21 protein-coding genes are annotated in these 18,276 nt (G+C 45.5%); 17 read left to right on the forward strand and 4 right to left on the reverse strand.

Annotated elements, in window-relative coordinates; genetic code table 11:
- Positions 1-32 precede the first annotated feature (32 nt).
- Together NST45_RS05520 and NST45_RS05525 are read left to right on the forward strand one after the other, a co-directional pair.
- Entirely contained in the window at positions 33-836 is an 804-nt protein-coding gene (locus NST45_RS05520) for a metal ABC transporter permease (protein WP_036682884.1), read from the forward strand.
- A gap of 190 nt (positions 837-1,026) precedes the next feature.
- Positions 1,027-1,740: a cytochrome c biogenesis protein CcdA gene (locus NST45_RS05525; RefSeq protein ID WP_076146793.1), complete on the forward strand. Its 714-nt coding sequence runs from the start codon at positions 1,027-1,029 to the stop codon at positions 1,738-1,740.
- Between the two features lie 20 nt (positions 1,741-1,760).
- On the opposite strand, the gene splB is transcribed toward NST45_RS05525, so the two are convergent.
- Positions 1,761-2,837: a spore photoproduct lyase gene (gene splB, locus NST45_RS05530; RefSeq protein WP_036682882.1), complete on the reverse strand. Its 1,077-nt coding sequence runs from the start codon at positions 2,835-2,837 to the stop codon at positions 1,761-1,763.
- Between the two features lie 193 nt (positions 2,838-3,030).
- Here splB and mntR point away from each other — a divergent pair, with 193 nt between their 5' ends.
- From mntR to NST45_RS05545, 3 genes are all read left to right on the forward strand, one after another.
- Positions 3,031-3,456, forward strand: a complete 426-nt coding sequence (gene mntR / locus NST45_RS05535; protein WP_036682880.1) for a transcriptional regulator MntR — start codon at positions 3,031-3,033, stop codon at positions 3,454-3,456.
- A 263-nt stretch (positions 3,457-3,719) separates the two neighbouring features.
- Complete coding sequence (locus tag NST45_RS05540) at positions 3,720-5,408, forward strand: family 10 glycosylhydrolase (protein WP_076223558.1); 1,689 nt, start codon at positions 3,720-3,722, stop codon at positions 5,406-5,408.
- 88 nt (positions 5,409-5,496) lie between these two features.
- Positions 5,497-6,426, forward strand: coding sequence for a patatin-like phospholipase family protein (locus NST45_RS05545; protein WP_339825121.1), 930 nt, complete (start codon positions 5,497-5,499; stop codon positions 6,424-6,426).
- Between the two features lie 87 nt (positions 6,427-6,513).
- On the opposite strand, the gene NST45_RS05550 is transcribed toward NST45_RS05545, so the two are convergent.
- Positions 6,514-6,852, reverse strand: a complete 339-nt coding sequence (locus tag NST45_RS05550; protein WP_036682871.1) for a hypothetical protein — start codon at positions 6,850-6,852, stop codon at positions 6,514-6,516.
- 7 nt (positions 6,853-6,859) lie between these two features.
- Entirely contained in the window at positions 6,860-7,858 is a 999-nt protein-coding gene (locus NST45_RS05555; RefSeq protein ID WP_036682868.1) for a DUF1385 domain-containing protein, read from the reverse strand.
- A gap of 155 nt (positions 7,859-8,013) precedes the next feature.
- Here NST45_RS05555 and NST45_RS05560 point away from each other — a divergent pair, with 155 nt between their 5' ends.
- The 5 genes from NST45_RS05560 (at position 8,014) to NST45_RS05580 (ending at position 12,398) form a co-directional block, all read left to right on the forward strand.
- A complete protein-coding gene (locus NST45_RS05560; protein ID WP_036682865.1) occupies positions 8,014-8,505 on the forward strand; it encodes a YqhR family membrane protein in 492 nt (163 codons plus the stop codon).
- 74 nt (positions 8,506-8,579) lie between these two features.
- Positions 8,580-9,650 carry a Xaa-Pro peptidase family protein gene (locus tag NST45_RS05565; RefSeq protein WP_036682862.1) on the forward strand — a complete coding sequence of 357 codons (1,071 nt, stop codon included), beginning with the start codon at positions 8,580-8,582 and terminating at the stop codon, positions 9,648-9,650.
- Positions 9,651-9,697: 47 nt separating this feature from the next.
- Positions 9,698-10,255 (forward strand): elongation factor P, encoded by a 558-nt coding sequence (efp, locus tag NST45_RS05570; RefSeq protein WP_038572538.1) that lies wholly within the window; start codon positions 9,698-9,700, stop codon positions 10,253-10,255.
- 147 nt (positions 10,256-10,402) lie between these two features.
- On the forward strand, positions 10,403-10,951 hold the full coding sequence (locus NST45_RS05575) for a dihydrofolate reductase family protein (RefSeq protein WP_076223549.1): 549 nt from the start codon (positions 10,403-10,405) through the stop codon (positions 10,949-10,951).
- A gap of 193 nt (positions 10,952-11,144) precedes the next feature.
- The gene (locus NST45_RS05580; protein WP_036682855.1) at positions 11,145-12,398 is read left to right on the forward strand and encodes an aspartate kinase; all 1,254 of its coding nucleotides are present in this window, start codon (positions 11,145-11,147) and stop codon (positions 12,396-12,398) included.
- A 134-nt stretch (positions 12,399-12,532) separates the two neighbouring features.
- Here NST45_RS05580 and NST45_RS05585 read toward each other — a convergent pair whose 3' ends face one another.
- Positions 12,533-13,399 (reverse strand): YitT family protein, encoded by an 867-nt coding sequence (locus NST45_RS05585; RefSeq protein ID WP_080742551.1) that lies wholly within the window; start codon positions 13,397-13,399, stop codon positions 12,533-12,535.
- 323 nt (positions 13,400-13,722) lie between these two features.
- On the opposite strand from NST45_RS05585, the gene NST45_RS05590 reads away from it, so the two are divergent.
- The 7 genes from NST45_RS05590 (at position 13,723) to spoIIIAF (ending at position 18,255) form a co-directional block, all read left to right on the forward strand.
- Entirely contained in the window at positions 13,723-13,965 is a 243-nt protein-coding gene (locus tag NST45_RS05590) for a YqhV family protein (protein ID WP_036683194.1), read from the forward strand.
- 82 nt (positions 13,966-14,047) lie between these two features.
- The gene (gene spoIIIAA / locus NST45_RS05595; RefSeq protein WP_038572536.1) at positions 14,048-15,049 is read left to right on the forward strand and encodes a stage III sporulation protein AA; all 1,002 of its coding nucleotides are present in this window, start codon (positions 14,048-14,050) and stop codon (positions 15,047-15,049) included.
- Positions 15,042-15,560 carry a stage III sporulation protein SpoIIIAB gene (spoIIIAB, locus tag NST45_RS05600; protein ID WP_036682851.1) on the forward strand — a complete coding sequence of 173 codons (519 nt, stop codon included), beginning with the start codon at positions 15,042-15,044 and terminating at the stop codon, positions 15,558-15,560. Before spoIIIAA ends, spoIIIAB begins: the two co-directional genes overlap by 8 nt.
- A 13-nt stretch (positions 15,561-15,573) precedes the next feature.
- A complete protein-coding gene (spoIIIAC, locus tag NST45_RS05605; protein WP_036682849.1) occupies positions 15,574-15,777 on the forward strand; it encodes a stage III sporulation protein AC in 204 nt (67 codons plus the stop codon).
- A 7-nt stretch (positions 15,778-15,784) separates the two neighbouring features.
- Positions 15,785-16,174 carry a stage III sporulation protein AD gene (gene spoIIIAD, locus NST45_RS05610; protein ID WP_036682847.1) on the forward strand — a complete coding sequence of 130 codons (390 nt, stop codon included), beginning with the start codon at positions 15,785-15,787 and terminating at the stop codon, positions 16,172-16,174.
- A gap of 44 nt (positions 16,175-16,218) precedes the next feature.
- Entirely contained in the window at positions 16,219-17,451 is a 1,233-nt protein-coding gene (gene spoIIIAE / locus NST45_RS05615; protein ID WP_036682845.1) for a stage III sporulation protein AE, read from the forward strand.
- Positions 17,452-17,478: 27 nt separating this feature from the next.
- On the forward strand, positions 17,479-18,255 hold the full coding sequence (gene spoIIIAF / locus NST45_RS05620) for a stage III sporulation protein AF (protein ID WP_339825126.1): 777 nt from the start codon (positions 17,479-17,481) through the stop codon (positions 18,253-18,255).
- The last annotated feature ends 21 nt before the right edge of the window (positions 18,256-18,276 follow it).

Consider the following 18,276-nt stretch of genomic DNA (forward strand, 5'->3'; position numbering starts at 1 on the left):
TGGTTTGAGTTTTGTATGAAGGAGAGTTTAAGTTGGAAATACTATTTAGCGATTTTTTTCAGCGGGCGCTTGCGGGCGGACTGCTGATTGGTATAACGGCGCCGCTTATAGGCGTTTTTCTTGTGCTTAGACGATTATCCATGATTGGTGATACGCTGGCTCATGTTACTATAGCGGGGGTAGCACTCGGTTTTCTAACAGGATTTTATCCGCTGGGCGCAGGCCTTATCTTTGCAGTGGTAGCGTCCTTCGCGATTGAAAAGCTTCGCAAGGCTTATAAGAGTTATGCGGAGCTGTCGATTGCCATTATAATGTCGGGCGGAGTGGCGTTGGCTTCACTCTTTTTCACCTTAGGAAAAGGGTATAATGCGGACGTAATGAGTTATTTGTTCGGCAGCATTTATACGCTCGATAATACTGATTTGATCGTGGTAGGCATAGTGACTATAGCTGTTGTAGTAGTAGTATCGATGTTCTTTAAAGAGTTCTTTTTGCTTAGCTTTGAAGAGGATGCAGCAAGTGTAAGTGGGCTGCCGGTGAAGCTGCTTAACATGCTGATCACCATCCTGACAGCACTTGTGATTAGCACAGCGATCAAGATTGTGGGCTCGCTATTAGTATCTGCTTTGTTGACTATTCCGGTCGCAATCAGCTTATTGCTATCTCGTAGCTTTAAATCCTCGGTCATCCTGGCGGTTATCATTTCGGAGATTGCCGTTGTAGGAGGACTAGTAGTAGCTGGAGTGTGGAATTTGGCTCCCGGTGCAACTATTGTGCTTTTGCTCATATCATTATTGGTATTAACCTTGATCGGTAAAAAGGGATTGCCAGCATAAACAGCGAATTAAGTAATCGGTATCGCATTAGGCAAGCGTAAACGCCTTCGGTGTCCTTGTAAGGACGATAAGCGTTTAGGTGTGAATATAAGAAAAGTAATAATGAGAAATTAATCCTTTCTTATATTAAAAAAAGGAGCCATAAGCAGCTCCATGAAGTGACTCGAATGCCGGAAGGAGAGCCGCTATTTTGTCTAATATCAATGCAGGAATTGCTTTAGCCGCAGGGGTGGCATCGTTTATATCGCCATGCTGCTTACCGCTGTACCCCTCTTATTTATCGTACATTACCGGGTTATCCGTTCAACAATTAAAATCAGGCAGCAACTCTAAAGAGGTTCGTGTACGCACCCTGACTCATACATTGGCATTTATATTAGGTTTTTCTGCTGTTTTTTACACACTTGGTTTTGGGGCTGGGTTATTCGGGCAATTCTTTAATGGCCAGCGTGATCTGATCCGGCAATTGTCGGCGATTCTAATTATTGTAATGGGTTTATTTTTGATTGGGATTTTTCAGCCCCAGTTTCTACTTCGCGAACGGAAGCTTGATTTAAAATGGAAACCGGCGGGTTATGTGGGCTCCTTTATTTTCGGAATTGGTTTTTCTGCTGGTTGGTCACCTTGTATCGGACCGATTTTGACGGCAATTATTGCACTGTCGGCAAGCGATCCAGGCACTTGGTTTACATTGATTACCGCGTATAGCATCGGATTTGCTTTGCCATTTTTTCTTTTAGCCTTTTTCCTTGGCGGAGTGAAGCGTATCCTCAAGTATTCGAATCTGCTGATGAAGATTGGCGGCGTCCTAATGGTATTTATGGGTGTTTTGCTGTTCACGGATCAAATGTTCCGGATAACAGTGTGGCTACAAGGAATAACGCCGGATTGGCTAATTTTTTAAAATACAAGAATTTTTAGAGCTTAGGTGAAGTAATCAATACCTGCTTCAGGAAAATGCTCGAAAATCCGCTCTGTGATAAATTCTCGCAGGGCGGTTTGCTGTTCATCCGGATAGACATATTTGTTCTGTCCCCAGCGGCCCCATTTCTTTTTACGTTTCTCCATGTCCATTTCTAGTTTAGATTTCGGATAACGTTTCTCAATTACAGTTTTGGCTGTTTTGGTGAATCGGTGCTGAATCATTTCAAAGGTTAGACCTTTTCCTATTTCCGGCGGGAGGGTCTTGGCTAATTTGGCCAGCAGCTCCGCGTAGCCTTCCTGCCAGCCGTCATACCAAATAATTGGGGCAATGATGAAGCCCAGTGGATAGCCGGCACGTGCGACCTTTCCAGCCGCTTCAATTCGCTCTTCAAACCGCGAGGTAGCAGGCTCGAAATTTTTGATCACATAGTCAGCATTTACGCTAAAACGAATTCTGGTATGTCCGTTATGCTGCAAATCGAGTAGAGGTTCAACATGTTGGTATTTGGTCACAAAGCGCAGGCGGCCAAGGGGCTCCGCTGCCATGAATGTGATGAGTTCTGACAGAGATCCGGTAATATGCTCCAGTCCTAATGGATCTGAGGTACAGGCTGCTTCAAAAGTCGTGATTTCAGGGCTACGTTCCTCGATATATTTTTTGGCGGCGTCAATGATGTCTTCGGTGTTTACATATACACGAATGTAAGGCTTTGCACCTAAAGTAGTCTGCAAATAACAATAATGGCAGTGGCCCATGCAGCCAGTTGCGATCGGAATTGCATAATCTGCGGAGGGTTTGGATTGGTCAAACTTTAAGGTTTTGCGCAGGCCGACTACAAGTGTTCTTTTGGCAATTTTATATTGCTCGACCTCTGTGTCACCCGGGAAATTCATTATGCGGTTATGCGATGTAGTCATGCGATAGGGAATATTGTTAGCCTTCACCCATTCCATGATCCGTTCACCTTTCGGGTAATTTAAAGCATCCGGCTCGAAGAAAACAAGCTCGGGGACAAAAAGGGCTGTAGCTTTTCTGGTTCTCTTTACGGGAGGGGTCTCAGGTGTCACTATAGTCATGAATTCACGCTCCTTCTGAAAGATGAGTAAGTTTATTATGCCTAACTGAGTCTCATTAGAAGCATGGCAATCATGGGTAACTCCTCAGCATGTTCTCTTGAAGGACTTGCCAAGGGGCGTTAGAAACATGTATCATTGTTAGAGCAAGGTTTGGCTCGGCGCCAGGTTCATTATAGAAAAGAGGTAAATTTTAATGCCAACACCCAGCATGGAGGATTATTTGGAGCGCATATATAAGCTCATTGATGAGAAAGGTTATGCGCGGGTCTCGGATATTGCCGAGGGACTGGAAGTACATCCCTCCTCTGTGACCAAGATGATCCAAAAACTGGATAAGGACGAATATCTCATCTATGAGAAATATCGTGGGCTTGTCCTAACCAACAAAGGGAAAAAAGTAGGGAAACGTCTTGTTGATCGTCATCAACTATTGGAAGAATTCCTCGGTTTGATCGGAGTACAGCAGGAATTTATCTATAATGATGTTGAAGGGATCGAGCACCACCTAAGTTGGGATTCGATTACACGTATCGAAACGTTGGTGGAATATTTCCGCCGCGATGAAGAACGTCTGCAGACTTTATATGCTATTCACAATGAACTGGCAAGCGATTCTTGAAATGTTTTTTCCCGAAACGGATACCGTCCTTAAAGTTATGCCCAGCAAGGCTTTGGTGAGCATAAACTACTTGATGGTATAGCCGTTTCTATTTTGTTTAGTGCAACCTTTCCCAGTTTTTAGCGTCAAAACGGATAAGTCCTTTTTCTGGCTGAGATTGATACCGCTCTTTTGAAGGGTGGAATCGGTACATCAACTTGGAGGATTGATCCGTTTTTTCTTTTTTTATTGGATACATATTATTTTAGATTTGGGGAGGAATTATGAATTATCGTAAATGGATGTTGGGATTGCTAGTATTAGTATTGTTTCTGCCTTTATGGTCTCCTGGGGCACGTGCGGCAGCTGTGCAGATTACCATTGAACTGGATGGCGAGGCGCTGGCAAGCGATGTGCCGCCGTATATCACAGCTTCGAATGTAACGATGGTGCCAATTAGCGTCATTAGTAAAGGGTTGAGTGCTGGAGTAGTTTGGAATCAAAGCAGTAAGACAGTTACAATCACGCAAGGAGATACAGAGATCAAGCTGACCAGTGGCCAGAAAAGTGCATTAGTTAATAATGCTTCTGTAGCCCTCGACACCTCAGTACAGATTAAGCAGGGACGGGTTATGGTGCCGCTTCGTTTTGTAAGTGAGCAATTGGGGTTACAGGTTATCTGGGATCAGACTACCAAACATATTTCTTTGTACTCTAATACAGAGCCGCCGCAGGCTGCTGATCCGGAAACGCCAGCAGTACCTACAGCGACTCCAGTCGTTACGCCAACGCCGACCCCAGCCCCTACAGCGACTCCAAAACCGACCTCGCCAACAGTTCCAAGTATCCCTGGTGCGTCGGCTAACAAGGAGATGAAGGGAGCCTGGATCTCTACAGTATTTAATCTGGACTGGCCTTCAGTAGCTTCTGCAGGTAACGAAGCGAAACAAAAACAAGAATTTGATAATCTGCTGGACAAGCTAAAAGCTGTTGGTTTTAATGCTGTTTTTGTACAGGTTAGAACCTCAGCAGACAGCCTGTACCCTTCTGTTCTAGTTCCTTGGTCTAAGGTGCTGACCGGCACCCAAGGAAAAAATCCGGGTTATGACCCGTTGAGCTATATGGTCAGCGCTGCACATTCACGCGGTATGCAGTTCCATGCATGGTTCAACCCATTCCGCGCGACAACGGATGCTTCTACATCCGCATTAGCAAGTAATCATGTGGCTAAGTCAAATCCGGAATGGATTGTAGACGCAGGAGGTAAAAAATACATCAATCCAGGGATCCCAGCAGCCCGCCAGCATATTATCGATACAGTGTTGGAGGTCGTCAAAGGCTATGATGTAGATGGTGTCCATTTGGATGATTATTTCTATCCTTCAGGTGTATCTTTTGCTGATGATACTGCTTATAAGACTTATAACACGAAGAACCTGTCCTCTAAGGTGGATTGGCGCCGCGATAATATTAATGAATTCGTCCGTCAATTGGGAGAACAGATTCATAAGGTGAAACCGAAGGTTTCTTATGGAATTAGTCCGTTTGGTGTATGGCGTAATATCAAAAAAGACAGCACAGGTTCGGATACCACAGCTGGAGTTACCGCTTATGACGATATGTACGCCGATGTTCGGACATGGATCAAGCAAGGCTGGATTGACTATGTCGCACCGCAAATTTATTGGAGTCTGTCCTTTAGCACTGCCCGCTACGATAAGCTAGTAGATTGGTGGGTTAAAGAGGTAGAGAATACGAATGTTAAGCTCTATATTGGGCAAGCTGCTTATAAGGTTGGAGCAAGTGACCAGAAAGCAGAATGGCAAAGTGGCGACCAAATCATCAACCAGCTTAAATATAATGAGAAATATAAAGAGGTTGCAGGCAGTATTATGTTCAGAGCAAATGACATTGTAGTCCGCAATCCGTTTGGATTATCAAATTTGCTGACCTTTTATTTTCAGTCCAAATAAGATAACTGTTCTAGATAAGGAGTCATGAATACTCCCCCGTGCTCATAGATAAGCAATAGAATCTATGGGAAACGGGGGATTTTTGTGTATGGAGATTAACGCTGTGTTTGAAGGAGGGGGAGTAAAAGGGATTTCTCTCGCTGGAGCAGTTGAAGCCACGGAAAGGGCGGGGCGAACTTTTGAAAGGGTCGCTGGAACCTCCTCAGGCGCGATTGTAGCGACTTTACTGGCTGCGGGTTATGAAGGTGAGGAAATGAGTCGGATTATCCAAGGAACTTCTTTTTCATCGTTTATGAAGCGAGCTCCCATTTATAATACGGCTTGGGTAGGTCCTGCACTGCGAGTGTTATTGAAGAAGGGATTGTATTCGGGTGAAGCCTTGGAATCGTGGATGAGATCGCTTTTGCTTAAAAAGGGAATTATCACTTTTCGTGATCTGCCTCCTGGCAAACTATCTATAATTGCTTCTGACATTACCAATGGCCGGATATTGGTCTTACCAGATGGGTTGGAACAGTATGGAATCTCTCCTGAACATTTTGAGGTGGCTAAGGCTGTCCGTATGAGCTGCAGTATTCCTTATTTTTTTGATCCAGTGATGCTCAGGTTAAATGGACAGTCCGCTAGAGGGAAGTCTTTTATTGAGCAATTTGTATACGTTGTGGACGGAGGATTATTAAGCAATTTTCCTTTATGGCTATTTGACGGGATGAATGAGAATAGTAAAGTGCCGGGGAAAAGAATCCCTACGGTAGGGTATCAAACAGTAGGTAAAACCGACCCGCAGCCCCACAGGATTAGGGGACCATTCAGTATGCTGCAAGCTATGGTCAGTACCATGCTGTCTGGTCATGATGAGAAATATATTGAAAATGATAAATATGTCCGCACAGTAACCATCCCAACGCTTGGTATCGGCACGACCCAATTTAATATTACGAAGATGCAAAGCGACGAATTGTATGCCGCCGGACTGAAAGCAGGGGAAGACTTCTTTAAGGAATGGCGCCCCCGATAACAAGCAAGCTTCATAATATCAGAAAAAAAGCATCCCGCACGTTATTTTGAAACGTGGGGATGCTTTTTGGTGTTTGTCATAATTTAGTTAATGGTACTTCGGAAGCTGATCATCGTTTTTCCCTTTATTTCCTTCGATGACTTGGAAGGGATAACTTTTGCGTTTGCCTGGTGCTGCTTGTGTCTTGCGAATCCCAGCTACCTTGGTCATGGTTTTCTGCGAAGGTTTGACTTTGATTCTAGATCCATTACTGCTGCGAGCGTATTTCCCTGGTCCCATTTTGTAAGCATAATAGATAATCGCTAACAATACTAAGGGGAGAATCAGCTTCGACAGCGTGTAGAAAGGCTCAGTCAAGACTCCAATCACAAAACCGAATATTGCAAGAATTACTGAAATCCAAAAAATTAAAGCATGCCTGATCATAGGACACTCATCCTTTCGCAGGATCCAATATGCCGCCTGACACACTTGCCTCCGTATATCCTCTGGCTTCAATCTCTGCATCAAGCTCACGCATACGATTGAAAGAGGCGATGGATACTTCTACCTGATCATCCTTTGGTTCTTTGGTAGTGAGCAGCTGCAGCCATAGTCCAGGATATCCCAAGTATTTGAGACCTGGAATTTCTCTTACTGCGTTGGTACCCTTCAGAACCTCAAACGAAACACCGATTACGACAGGCAACAGAATAATCCGTTGGATCACACGTTCCCAAAGATTATCCCATGGTACTACGGAGTAAATAATAACGCCGAGGATAATCGTCAGCATCATAAAACTGCTTCCGCAGCGGTAATGCAGACGGCTGTATTTCTGAACGTTCTGGACAGTCAGCTCTTCGCCTGCTTCAAAGGCGCTGATGACTTTGTGTTCCGCACCGTGATACTGGAATAGCCGCTTGATCACAGGTGTTTGCGAAATCGCCCATAAATAGACCAGCAAGAGGACCATTTTAATGCCGCCTTCTATGAGGTTGTGCAGTACATAGTTATCAAATGCATTCTTGAATAAAAAATCTTCGACAAATACTGGGACAAGCGTAAAAATGAGCTTTCCGAATAAGAAGGAGAGAATACCCATTACAGCAACGCCAAAAATCATTCCGAGGCTCCAGCCTTCGTCCTTTTTCTTCGGCTTAGCTTTCTCTTTCGCCAGTTCTTCGGGTTCCAATTCATCTTCGGCATAGGATTCAGCTGAATAGTTCAAGTGCTTAGAGCCTTTGGCGCTGGCATCTATAATACTGACAAGGCCGCGAAGCAGCGGAATCTTGCGCAGTTTAGTGACCCAGCTCTTATCGCTTCTTGGCACCTCCAAAAATGTAATCTCCTGATTCTTTCGTCGCACGGCTGTTACATTAATATGCTTGCCGCCGAACATGACGCCTTCAATGACGGCTTGGCCGCCATAGCTGGGAGTTTCCTGGGACAACCAATTCACCTTCCCGTAATTAATATGATTTATATAATACATTGTAACTAATTTTTGAAGACATTACTAGTTGGATCGCCTTTTGCTGCACATACTACCTTATAGGGACAAGGAGAGACAAATCGGTATTAAAATACGGAAAGCGAGGCAATTCTATGAGCAAATCACATCAACAACAATCAGATCATACTAATATTTGGTTTTTTGCGCTCGAATTAGGTTTTTTCGCAGGTTTGATTTGGGGAGGGCTGCACTGGTTAATCTACTGGTTCAGCTTTACCAAGGTTAGTCCTGGTTATTTAGCAGAGCCGTTTTTTAAACATACTTTTCTGACAACAATGTATGGACATCTCGTGGGTTATTTGTTTTTCATCTTATTTTCAGTGATAGCCTCACTGCTATATGTGCTTATTCTGCGCAAGCTGAAGGGACCTTGGCCAGGATTGGTTTATGGTGTTTTGTGGTGGGTAGTTATATTTATTCCCGGCTCGCAAATGTTTCTTATGCAGCCGCCTTTTAAGCTGCCGTGGAACACTGTGATTAGTGAGTTCTGCCTTTTTTTACTTTGGGGGATGTTCATTGGATACACAGCGGCGATTGAGTATACCGACGAACGAAAGCGTGAGCAAGCGACTGCACTTGCCTAACGGCTCGAAAAAACTTCTCAAGGGGATATCCCTATGTTAAAATACAATGTGGCTATTTCGAGAGGAGAATGAAAATGGGTAACGAGCGCGTCTCCAAGCTGCGTAAGGTTTTGCAGGATAAAGGATTGGAAGCAATGTTGATAACCAGCGGTTATAACCGCCGCTATTTAAGTGGATTTACCGGATCGTCCGGTTATGTATTGGTGACAAGCGATGATTGTTATCTGCTAACTGACTTCAGGTACATGACACAGGCTGCGGATCAAGCGGTAGGAGTTAAGGTTGTAGAGCATGGTCCTAAATTTATTGATACAGTACGCGAGTTGCTGCCAACAGGCAGTGAGGTACGTGTTGGTTTCGAACAGGATGATGTCTCATTCAGCGCTTATACCTCATATGCGGAAGCCCTTAAGCCGGCAGTGTTAGTTCCAGTTTCCAAAGCCGTGGAAGACCTCCGTATGTTCAAGGATGCTGAAGAGCTTGCTGTTATGCAACGTGCAGCTGATCTGGCTGATGCTACATTCAATCATATTCTGAATGTGATCAAACCAGGCATGACTGAAAGAGACGTCGATTTGGAAATGGAATTCTATATGCGTACCCACGGGGCAACTGCGTCATCTTTTGATACGATTGTTGCTTCAGGTGAACGTTCGTCCATGCCGCATGGCGTAGCAAGCAGCCGTGTAATTCAAGGTAATGAATTTATTACGCTTGATTTCGGCGCATTACTCGATGGATACTGCTCAGATGTGACTCGTACCATTGCACTCGGAGCTCCAGATCCGAAGCTGAAAGAAATCTATGATATTGTGCTGGAAGCTCAGCTACATACGTTGGCACATATCAAACCGGGTATGACTGGACGGGAATGTGATGCACTGGCACGTGATATCATCGCTAGCTACGGATATGGTGATCAATTTGGACATAGTACGGGTCATGGACTTGGAATGGAAGTTCATGAATGGCCGCGTTTGTCCAAGCTGAGTGACGATATAATGCAGCCGGGAATGGTGGTTACTGTGGAACCAGGTATCTATTTGCCGGGGATTGGCGGAGTACGTATTGAAGACGATATTGTGATCACCGAGAGCGGAATATCGCTGCTGACCCATTCGTCCAAAGAATATACAGTACTGTAAGTATGAAAAAGTAGTGGTTTAATTATCGAATTCAGGAGGGATTTTTAGTGATTTCAGTAAACGATTTTAAGACAGGCTTGACCGTAGAGGTGGACGGTGATATTTTTACCGTTCTTGATTTCCAGCACGTTAAACCAGGTAAAGGTGCAGCGTTCGTTCGCTCTAAGCTGAAAAACCTGCGCAATGGTAACACTGTAGAGCGTACTTTCCGTGCAGGTGAAACTATTGGCCGTGCTATTATTGAGAACCGTGGCGTGCAATATTTGTATGCAAGCGGATCTGAGCATGCTTTCATGGACAACGAAACCTATGACCAATTCGAATTGTCCAGCAAGCAGCTTGAATGGGAATTGAACTTCCTTAAAGAGAACATGACTGTAAACATCATCAGTTACCAAGGTGAAATCCTTGGGATCAACCTGCCTACCAGTGTAGAGCTGAAGGTTGTTGAAACTGAGCCAGGTGTGAAGGGAAATACAGCTCAAGGCGCTACTAAATCGGCCAAGCTTGAAACAGGTCATTCTGTACAAGTTCCTTTGTTCATCAATGAAGGAGATGTGCTGCTTATTGATACTCGCGAAGGTAAATATATCTCCCGCGCGTAGGAAGCATCATACTTGCTGAACTTATAACCAATCAGCCTCCCCCGTTATTACGGTGGGGGGTTTTTGGTATATAAACGAGGATGCATGAGGAACAGTATAGGTGTGGGATATTATACTTACGAATTAAAGGATTAGAAGGAGGCGCATATGAGAAAATTAATTATATCTGAGTTCATATCCCTTGATGGTGTTATGGAAAATCCACAATGGACCTTCTCATTCGGAAGTGAAGAACAGGAGCATTTCAAATTTGCTGAACTGAAAGCTGCTGACGCTCTAATGTTAGGACGGACAACCTACGAAGGTTTTGCAGAGGCTTGGCCAAATATGGTTGAGCAGACGGGTGAGTACGGTGAAATGATGAATGGATACGCTAAGTACGTAGTCTCCACAACTCTCGAAGAAACAACATGGAGCAATTCAAGCTTGATCAAGGGCGATCTTGTTCAGGAGGTGTCCAAGCTGAAGGAGCAGCCGGGGAGAGATATTCTCGTTTTTGGCAGTCGTACGCTTGCGCAGAGCCTCATGCAGCTTGGCCTTGTCGATAAATATCAGCTTCTGGTCTTCCCGATTCTGCTGGGTAGCGGTCAGCGACTGTTCGATAACGTTGGTGAAGAGAAGACGTTGGAGCTAGTGGACTCCAAAAGATTCAGTTCTGGAGTGATGGCCTTGACTTATCGACCAGCTTCCCATTGAAATATTGGAAGACGAGTGAAATGAGGTCAGCTAGTGTGTTGAAGCTGACCTTATCTTTTTGTTAGCTTCTGGAAAATCAATAATTTTTTAATGAAATCATTAACGCATTACGCTATTTTCGTATTATACTGGTTTAAAGCGGGAAACCGATTAGAAGCAACTACATAGACCGATATGGGGAGTGAGTGGGACTTTGTCACTTTATGTTATGAAATTCGGAGGCAGCTCCGTCGGCGACACAGAACGCATGCAACGTGTTGCCAAGCGCATCGCAGACAAGCAGGATGAGGGACATCGCTGCGTTGTAGTTGTATCTGCTATGGGGGATACAACAGATGATTTGATCGATACGGCGAAGCAATTAAACGGGCAGCCGCCTGCACGTGAAATGGATATGCTGATGACAACAGGAGAGCAGATTTCCGTTGCTCTTTTGTCCATAGCTCTTCATGGGATCGGGCGGAATGCAGTATCTTATACAGGATGGCAGGCCGGGTTCCGTACAGACGAAACCCACGGTAGAGCTCGTATCAATGATATTGATCCACACCGTGTAGTAGCGTCTTTGGAACGCGAACAGATCGTTATCGTTGCCGGTTTCCAAGGTATGACTTTGGATGGTGAGATCACTACCCTGGGCCGCGGAGGATCGGACACGACAGCTGTAGCCCTTGCGGCTGCTATTCAAGCAGATGTATGTGAGATTTATACCGACGTTGATGGTATCTATTCTACAGATCCACGCATTGTGAAAACAGCCCGTAAGCTGAACGAAATCTCTTACGATGAGATGCTAGAGCTTGCCAATCTGGGAGCGGCCGTACTACATCCGCGTGCAGTGGAGTATGCTAAGCGTCATCAAGTTAAGCTGGTCGTTAGATCGAGCTTTAATCATAATGAAGGTACTGTTGTGAAGGAGGAAGCAAGCATGGAGCAAGGTGTCGTAGTTAGTGGGATTGCTTATGATAAGAATGTAGCGCGTGTCAGTATTCTAGGAGTACCTGATGTACCGGGTGTACTCGCTCAAGTCTTCGGCAAGCTGGCTGAAGAAGGCGTAAACGTAGATATCATTGTACAAAGTGGTGTGCAGAATGAGCAGGCTGACTTCTCATTTACAGTTTCACTTGATGAACTGGATCGTGCGAAGGAAGTAATTAAAGAAATCCATAAAACTTTACCTTACCGTGAAGTGACGTCCGAGGATAACCTCGTGAAGGTTTCTATTGTTGGCGCGGGTATGGTTAGCCATCCTGGTGTTGCAGCTCAAATGTTTGATGTACTCTCCCAAGAGGGCGTAAGCATTAAGATGGTCAGCACGTCAGAGATTAAGGTTTCTTGTGTAATCGAATCCGGCAATTTGCCATCGATCATTCAGGCGCTTCACACCGCTTATAATCTGGATACAACTGAGCAGGCCTTTGTTGGTGGTCCTAAGGATCGTCGTTAAGAGCCGTTTAATCAATAAAAAGGGAGATCCTACAGCTACTTAGCTACGGGGTCTCCTTTTTGGGCATCAGCTATAAATGAAAAGGAACGCTGCAGGTTTGAATGCAGCGTTCCTTTTTACATCTATATGGGTATTTATCCTAAACGTCTAAATCGGCCTAGAATTTCAACAGTCTCAAGTACATTGACGAAAGAGCTTGGATCCGTCTCAAGGATAGTCTTACGCAGCTCTGACAGCTCATAGCGGGTCGTTACGGTCATCAGCATTGTATTGCCCTCGTGACTGTAACCGCCCTCTGCGTTGACTACTGTGATGCCATGAGGCAGCTCTCTAAGACGATTCAGCATTTTATCCCGTTCCTTGGTAACAATGAAGCAGGTTAGCTTGACATGACGAATATGAATCATATCAACCACTCTGCTTTTCACAAAAATACAGAGCATAGCGTATAAGGCTGAGTCCCAGCTTTTAAAGAAGCCTAAACTCAGAATAACGATCCCATCCATTACGAAGAGTACATTCCCAATAGGAATATCCCGCTTACGTGTAATAATCGAGCCTAATATATCAAATCCTCCAGATGAGCCCCCGGCACGGAGAGAAAATCCAACCCCGCCAGCAATAATTACGCCGCCAAAAATACTAGCCAAAATCGGGTCTTTGGTCACTTTCACCGCAGGAATAATTGTCATGAACCAGGTGGTAGCTAAAACGGAAAGCATGCTTAGTAAGATGTACTTTTTCCCCACTGCAATAAATCCCCAGATCAGAACAGGAAGGTTTATCGCAAAATAAATGATTGAGATGTACTTCGGATTAGTTACATACCCGATGACTGAAGCCACCCCCGCTACCCCGCCGCTTAGCAGTTGATGAGGAATTAGAAATAATCTCATCCCTGCGGCGACTAAAAAAGCTGAAAAAATAATGATTGCCGCTTCTCTTACTGGTCTGACTACGGACCGCATGCTGAGCGGTAGCTCGTAATTTCGAACGTGCATGACACAAATCCCCTCTTTTTCTTATGTCTTTTTAGTTTGCCTTTTTTTGAAAATATAAACTCACTATATTTCCAATTAAAAAGGATACCACAGATGAAGGCGTTCGTAAAAATTATTTTATCGTACTGATTATATTTATTTATGAACCCACTCACTATGAATTCTTTCACAGTCTGATCTGTAAATCTGTCATTTCTCATTGTCTAAAGTGAAAAAGCCACGCATATCCATGAATAATAGAAAGCTAAACAAGCCTCAGATGTCTTTTGGTATGAATGAATTAGTAAAAGGAGTTGAGTTGATTGGACAAGTATGTGAGTTGGATGGCGACTCTGCGGTTGTTCTCGGGCAGTGCAGAGATTATAGCTGCCCTGATAATGCTCAGATTAAATCAGGTCGATAAGGCACTCGCTGTCAATTCTGGACTGGCTTTGGTAGGCCCGACCATATTGATATTGACGACAGCAATTGGCCTGACTGGGATGGCGCAGCAGCTGTCATGGAGCAAATTAGGCTGGGTGGGCTGCGGTGTAGCCTTTCTCTTAATCGGGATTTTGAAAAAATGATAGATGATAGGCATATTGGGCGCGTACAAGCATAAATATGGAATAAAGCAATTAAGTAGAGGACAGCTTGGGGGTACTTTGTATGGCAGATGACTGGCTGCAATTGTTTCCTGAAAAAGTAAGAGCACTGTTAAAGTGCCTTCCCCTTCCGCTGCTAGGAATGGTGGAGGAGATTCGTGTCCGTGAAGGTCGTCCGCTGGAAATTAACTACTCTGGTAAATATCACTTTCTAAGAGTGAATGGCAGTTTGACGCAGAGGCCTGAAGAAGCTTACAAGCCGGATCGGGAAGACACTCATCGACTGCTAGATCTGATCAGCAACCATTCGCTATATACGATGGAAGAAGAGCTGAGAAAAGGATTTATTACGATTCCCGGCGGTCATCGGATAGGACTTGCTGGTCGGACAGTACTGAGTGGCGGAGGTGTAGAACATCTTCGTGATATCACTGGCTTTAATGTCCGTATTGCTCGTGAAGTACCTGGAATCGCAGATGGAGTGCTGCCTTATTTACTGGACAAGGGGCGGCAGCGAATGATGCACACCTTGATTCTCTCCCCTCCACAACATGGCAAGACTACCCTACTCCGCGATCTCGCAAGACAAATCTCCTTAGGGGAATTGGGCAAGCGCGAAGGGAATAGACCGGGGCTGAAGGTGGGAATTGTTGACGAACGGTCTGAAATTGCTGGCAGCCGGCGTGGTGTTCCGGCCTTTGACGTGGGTCCGCGGACAGACGTTCTTGATGGGTGTCCCAAGGCAGAAGGCATGATGATGATGATCCGGTCGCTATCTCCAGATGTATTAATCGCGGATGAGATTGGCCGTCCTGAAGATGCCGAAGCGGTTACCGAGGCACTGCATGCCGGAATATCTGTCATTGCTTCCGCTCACGGAAAAGATGTAACAGAGTTGGCTCGTAGGCCGGGTCTTGGAGGACTGCTGGAACAAAAGATGTTCGAGAGATATGTCATACTCCATCGTTCAGAAGCAGGCCTCACGTTTCGTATTCTGGATGGCCAGAAAAGAGGAATGCTGCTTATCTCTCCCGGGGATCGACTAGGTGGTGATTTGCATGCTTAAGCTGTTCGGTGCTGTGCTCATTGTGGTGGCTGGTACGCTTGCAGGTCTCCAGTTTGCTCGTCAATATGCAGACAGGCCCAGACATATCAGAGGTTTAATAGCAGCACTACAGCGGTTGGAAACAGAGATCATGTACGGCTTCACCCCACTGCCGGAAGCCATGCGGCGGATTGGGAATCAGTCTAAGGACCCGCTGAAATCGTTGTTTGTCAAAACAGCGGAGGAGATGAGCCCTCCCTATGACAGAAGCGCCCAGGATGCCATCCAGCGGGCGATGGAAGCATATTGGAAGTCTACCGCTATGAAGGGGACAGAAAAAGAGATTCTTCGCCAGCTCAGCTGTACTCTCGGCACAAGCGATAGGTCGAATCAGAGCACTCATATCGCGTTAGCATTGCAGCAATTGAAGCAGGAGGAGTCGGTGGCCAGAGAGGATCAAGGCAAATATGAAAAGTTAAGTAAAAGCCTGGGTCTGCTGCTTGGAGTACTGATCGTCATTTTGATCTTTTAGCGAGGTGCCAGGAATGAATATTGAAGTCAATGCGATTTTTCAAATTGCCGGCATTGGCATAATTATCGCCATGATACACACGGTGCTCAAACAGATGGGAAAAGAGGATTTTGCACATTGGGTAACCGTGATCGGGTTCGTAGTCGTGCTGTTCATGGTGATTCGTATGCTGGACGGGTTGCTGCAGGAAATAAAAACGATCTTTCTTTTTCAATAGGCGTGCTATGGAGATTATTCAAGTTGTTGGGATTGGGCTGATATCGACCATATTGATTCTCGTACTGAAGGAACAAAAACCGATGTTCGCCTTTCTTCTTGCTACTACAACAGGAATTCTAATTTTTATGTTTCTGATCGGCAAGATCGGAATGATCCTCTCTACACTGGAGCGGGTGGCTGAGTCATCGGGGATGGAAATGATTTATTTGAAGACTGTTTTCAAAATCATCGGCATTTCCTATATCGCGGAGTTTGGTGCACAGATTGTACGAGATGCCGGTCAGGAATCGATTGCTTCCAAAATAGAACTCGCTGGCAAAGTGCTAATTATGGTACTAGCCGTACCCATTATCAGCATCATTATCGAAACCGTCATGAAACTACTGCCTGCTTAAAGCAATCGTAAAGAGAGCTGAGCAACGAATCGGGAGGAGAAATTATGCAAGAGCGCAGTGTTTTCCGTCCTCCAAAACTAAAAATAATACTGCTGCTGCTTCCATTCTTTTTCATTCTATGGTTTGCAGGTACAGCTCAGAGTGTGCAAGCTTCCTCAACACCAGAATCCGGCAGTTCTTCCCCGGTAGACCAGTGGGTCAAGAGCCAGGTGAATAATTTGCCAAAAGATAAAGTGGAGTCGTATTGGGATCAGCTGATGAAGGATTATGGTGGTTTTTTCCCGGACGGGGCCACACCTACGCTAATGGACATGCTGCTTCCAGGAGATAAGGGGCTCAGCTTGAAGGGTGTGTTATCTGGGCTTCTAGGCTTTATGTGGCATGAGGTGCTGTACAACGGAAAGCTGCTCGTGACGATTGTGATGATCAGTGTGCTCAGCATGATTCTGGAGACGCTGCAAACCGCTTTTGAGCGAAAAACGGTCAGTAAGGTCGCTTATACGCTCTGTTATATGGTGGTGCTGGTAATTGCCGTGAACAGCTTCAATATCGCTATTGGTTATGCAAAGGATGCTATCGACCGGATGATCGATTTCATGATGGCGATGATTCCACTGCTGTTCGCGCTGCTGGCTTCGATGGGGAATATCGTTACGGTCTCTGTCACCCATCCGTTAATTGTTTTTATGATTCATACGGTTGGCACCATGATCCACACCCTTGTTTTTCCGCTTCTGTTCTTCTCGGCTGTGCTGCATCTGGTCAGCGCATTGTCGGAGAAATATAAACTAACCCAGCTGGCTAACCTGCTGCGAAACATCGGTGCTGGACTGTTAGGTGTACTGCTAACTGTGTTCCTAGGTGTAATTTCCGTTCGAGGGATAACAAGCTCAGTAACGGATGGAGTCACCATTCGGGCCGCTAAATATATTACAGGGAATTTTGTTCCGGTCATCGGCAAAATGTTCGCGGATGCCACAGACACAGTAATCTCAGCTTCACTGCTGGTGAAGAATGCGATCGGGTTATCGGGTGTCATTATCATATTGTTCCTGTGTGCTTTTCCGGCAATCAAAATCCTGGTGCTTGCCCTTATCTACAACATAGCCGCCGCTGTGATGCAGCCGCTGGGAGAGACACCGATTGTAGTCTGTCTCCAGACGATTGGAAAAAGCATGGTGTACGTATTCGCTGCTTTGGCTGCTGTTTCCTTAATGTTTTTTATGGCGGTTACGATCATGCTGACTGCGGGCAACTTGACCGTAATGATGAGGTGAAGCAACAAAACCTTTAGGAGGGAAACCATGAGCTGGTTGGGCGGTTGGCTGCGGGAGATCATCCTGGTTGTGCTGTTGGCGTCATTTGTTGAATTGCTGCTCCCAAGCAAATCCATGGAGCGTTATGCAAGATTGGTGCTAAGTCTCCTAATCCTGCTCACGATGCTCAGCCCTATCGTCTCTCTCCTGAAAGGTGATGCAATCTCCGAACTGAGTGTCGCTATGGGACAGCAAGAGAAAGAAGGCGGTTTGTTCACTGGCGGAGGGAAGGGAGACCCATCCTTGGAACAGATTCTGGCAGATGGGCAAAAGCTTGCACAAGGCCGTCAGGAACAGAGTCTGCAGCTCGCTGCCGAAGAGGTGGCGGGTCAGATGAAAGAGCAGATTATCAGCGAGACCGGCAAACGCGGGGTTAATGTCACCGTAACGCTGGGCATGGGGAAGTCTGGCGGCACCGGTAACGAAGATGTTCCTGTCATTTCTAATGTAAAGGTCTCTATGCCTCAGACATCGGCTAACTCCCCGGGTACTTCCGGAGCTTCCTGCACAGCGACTACAGCACCCATTACAATCACTCCTGTAGCACCTGTAGAAGTTAAAATTGGCGCTAATCCGGCAGATAACGTAGAGAGTGAAGCAACATCATCAGATGAACCTAATAAAGCAGTGAACGGAACTGTGGCGGAAGACAGCGCGTCCTCGAGTGAAATGGAGTCCATTGTAAAGCTGCTGGAACTGAAGTGGGATTTGGATCCCAAAGTCATTCAGGTGGATGGCAGCGTGGCTAGTAACGTCAAATCATGAGCTTGCAGTTTCTAAATAACT

The sequence above is a fragment of the Paenibacillus sp. FSL R7-0163 genome (genome assembly GCF_037969975.1).
In the GTDB taxonomy this organism is placed as follows: Bacteria; Bacillota; Bacilli; order Paenibacillales; family Paenibacillaceae; genus Paenibacillus_AQ; species Paenibacillus_AQ odorifer.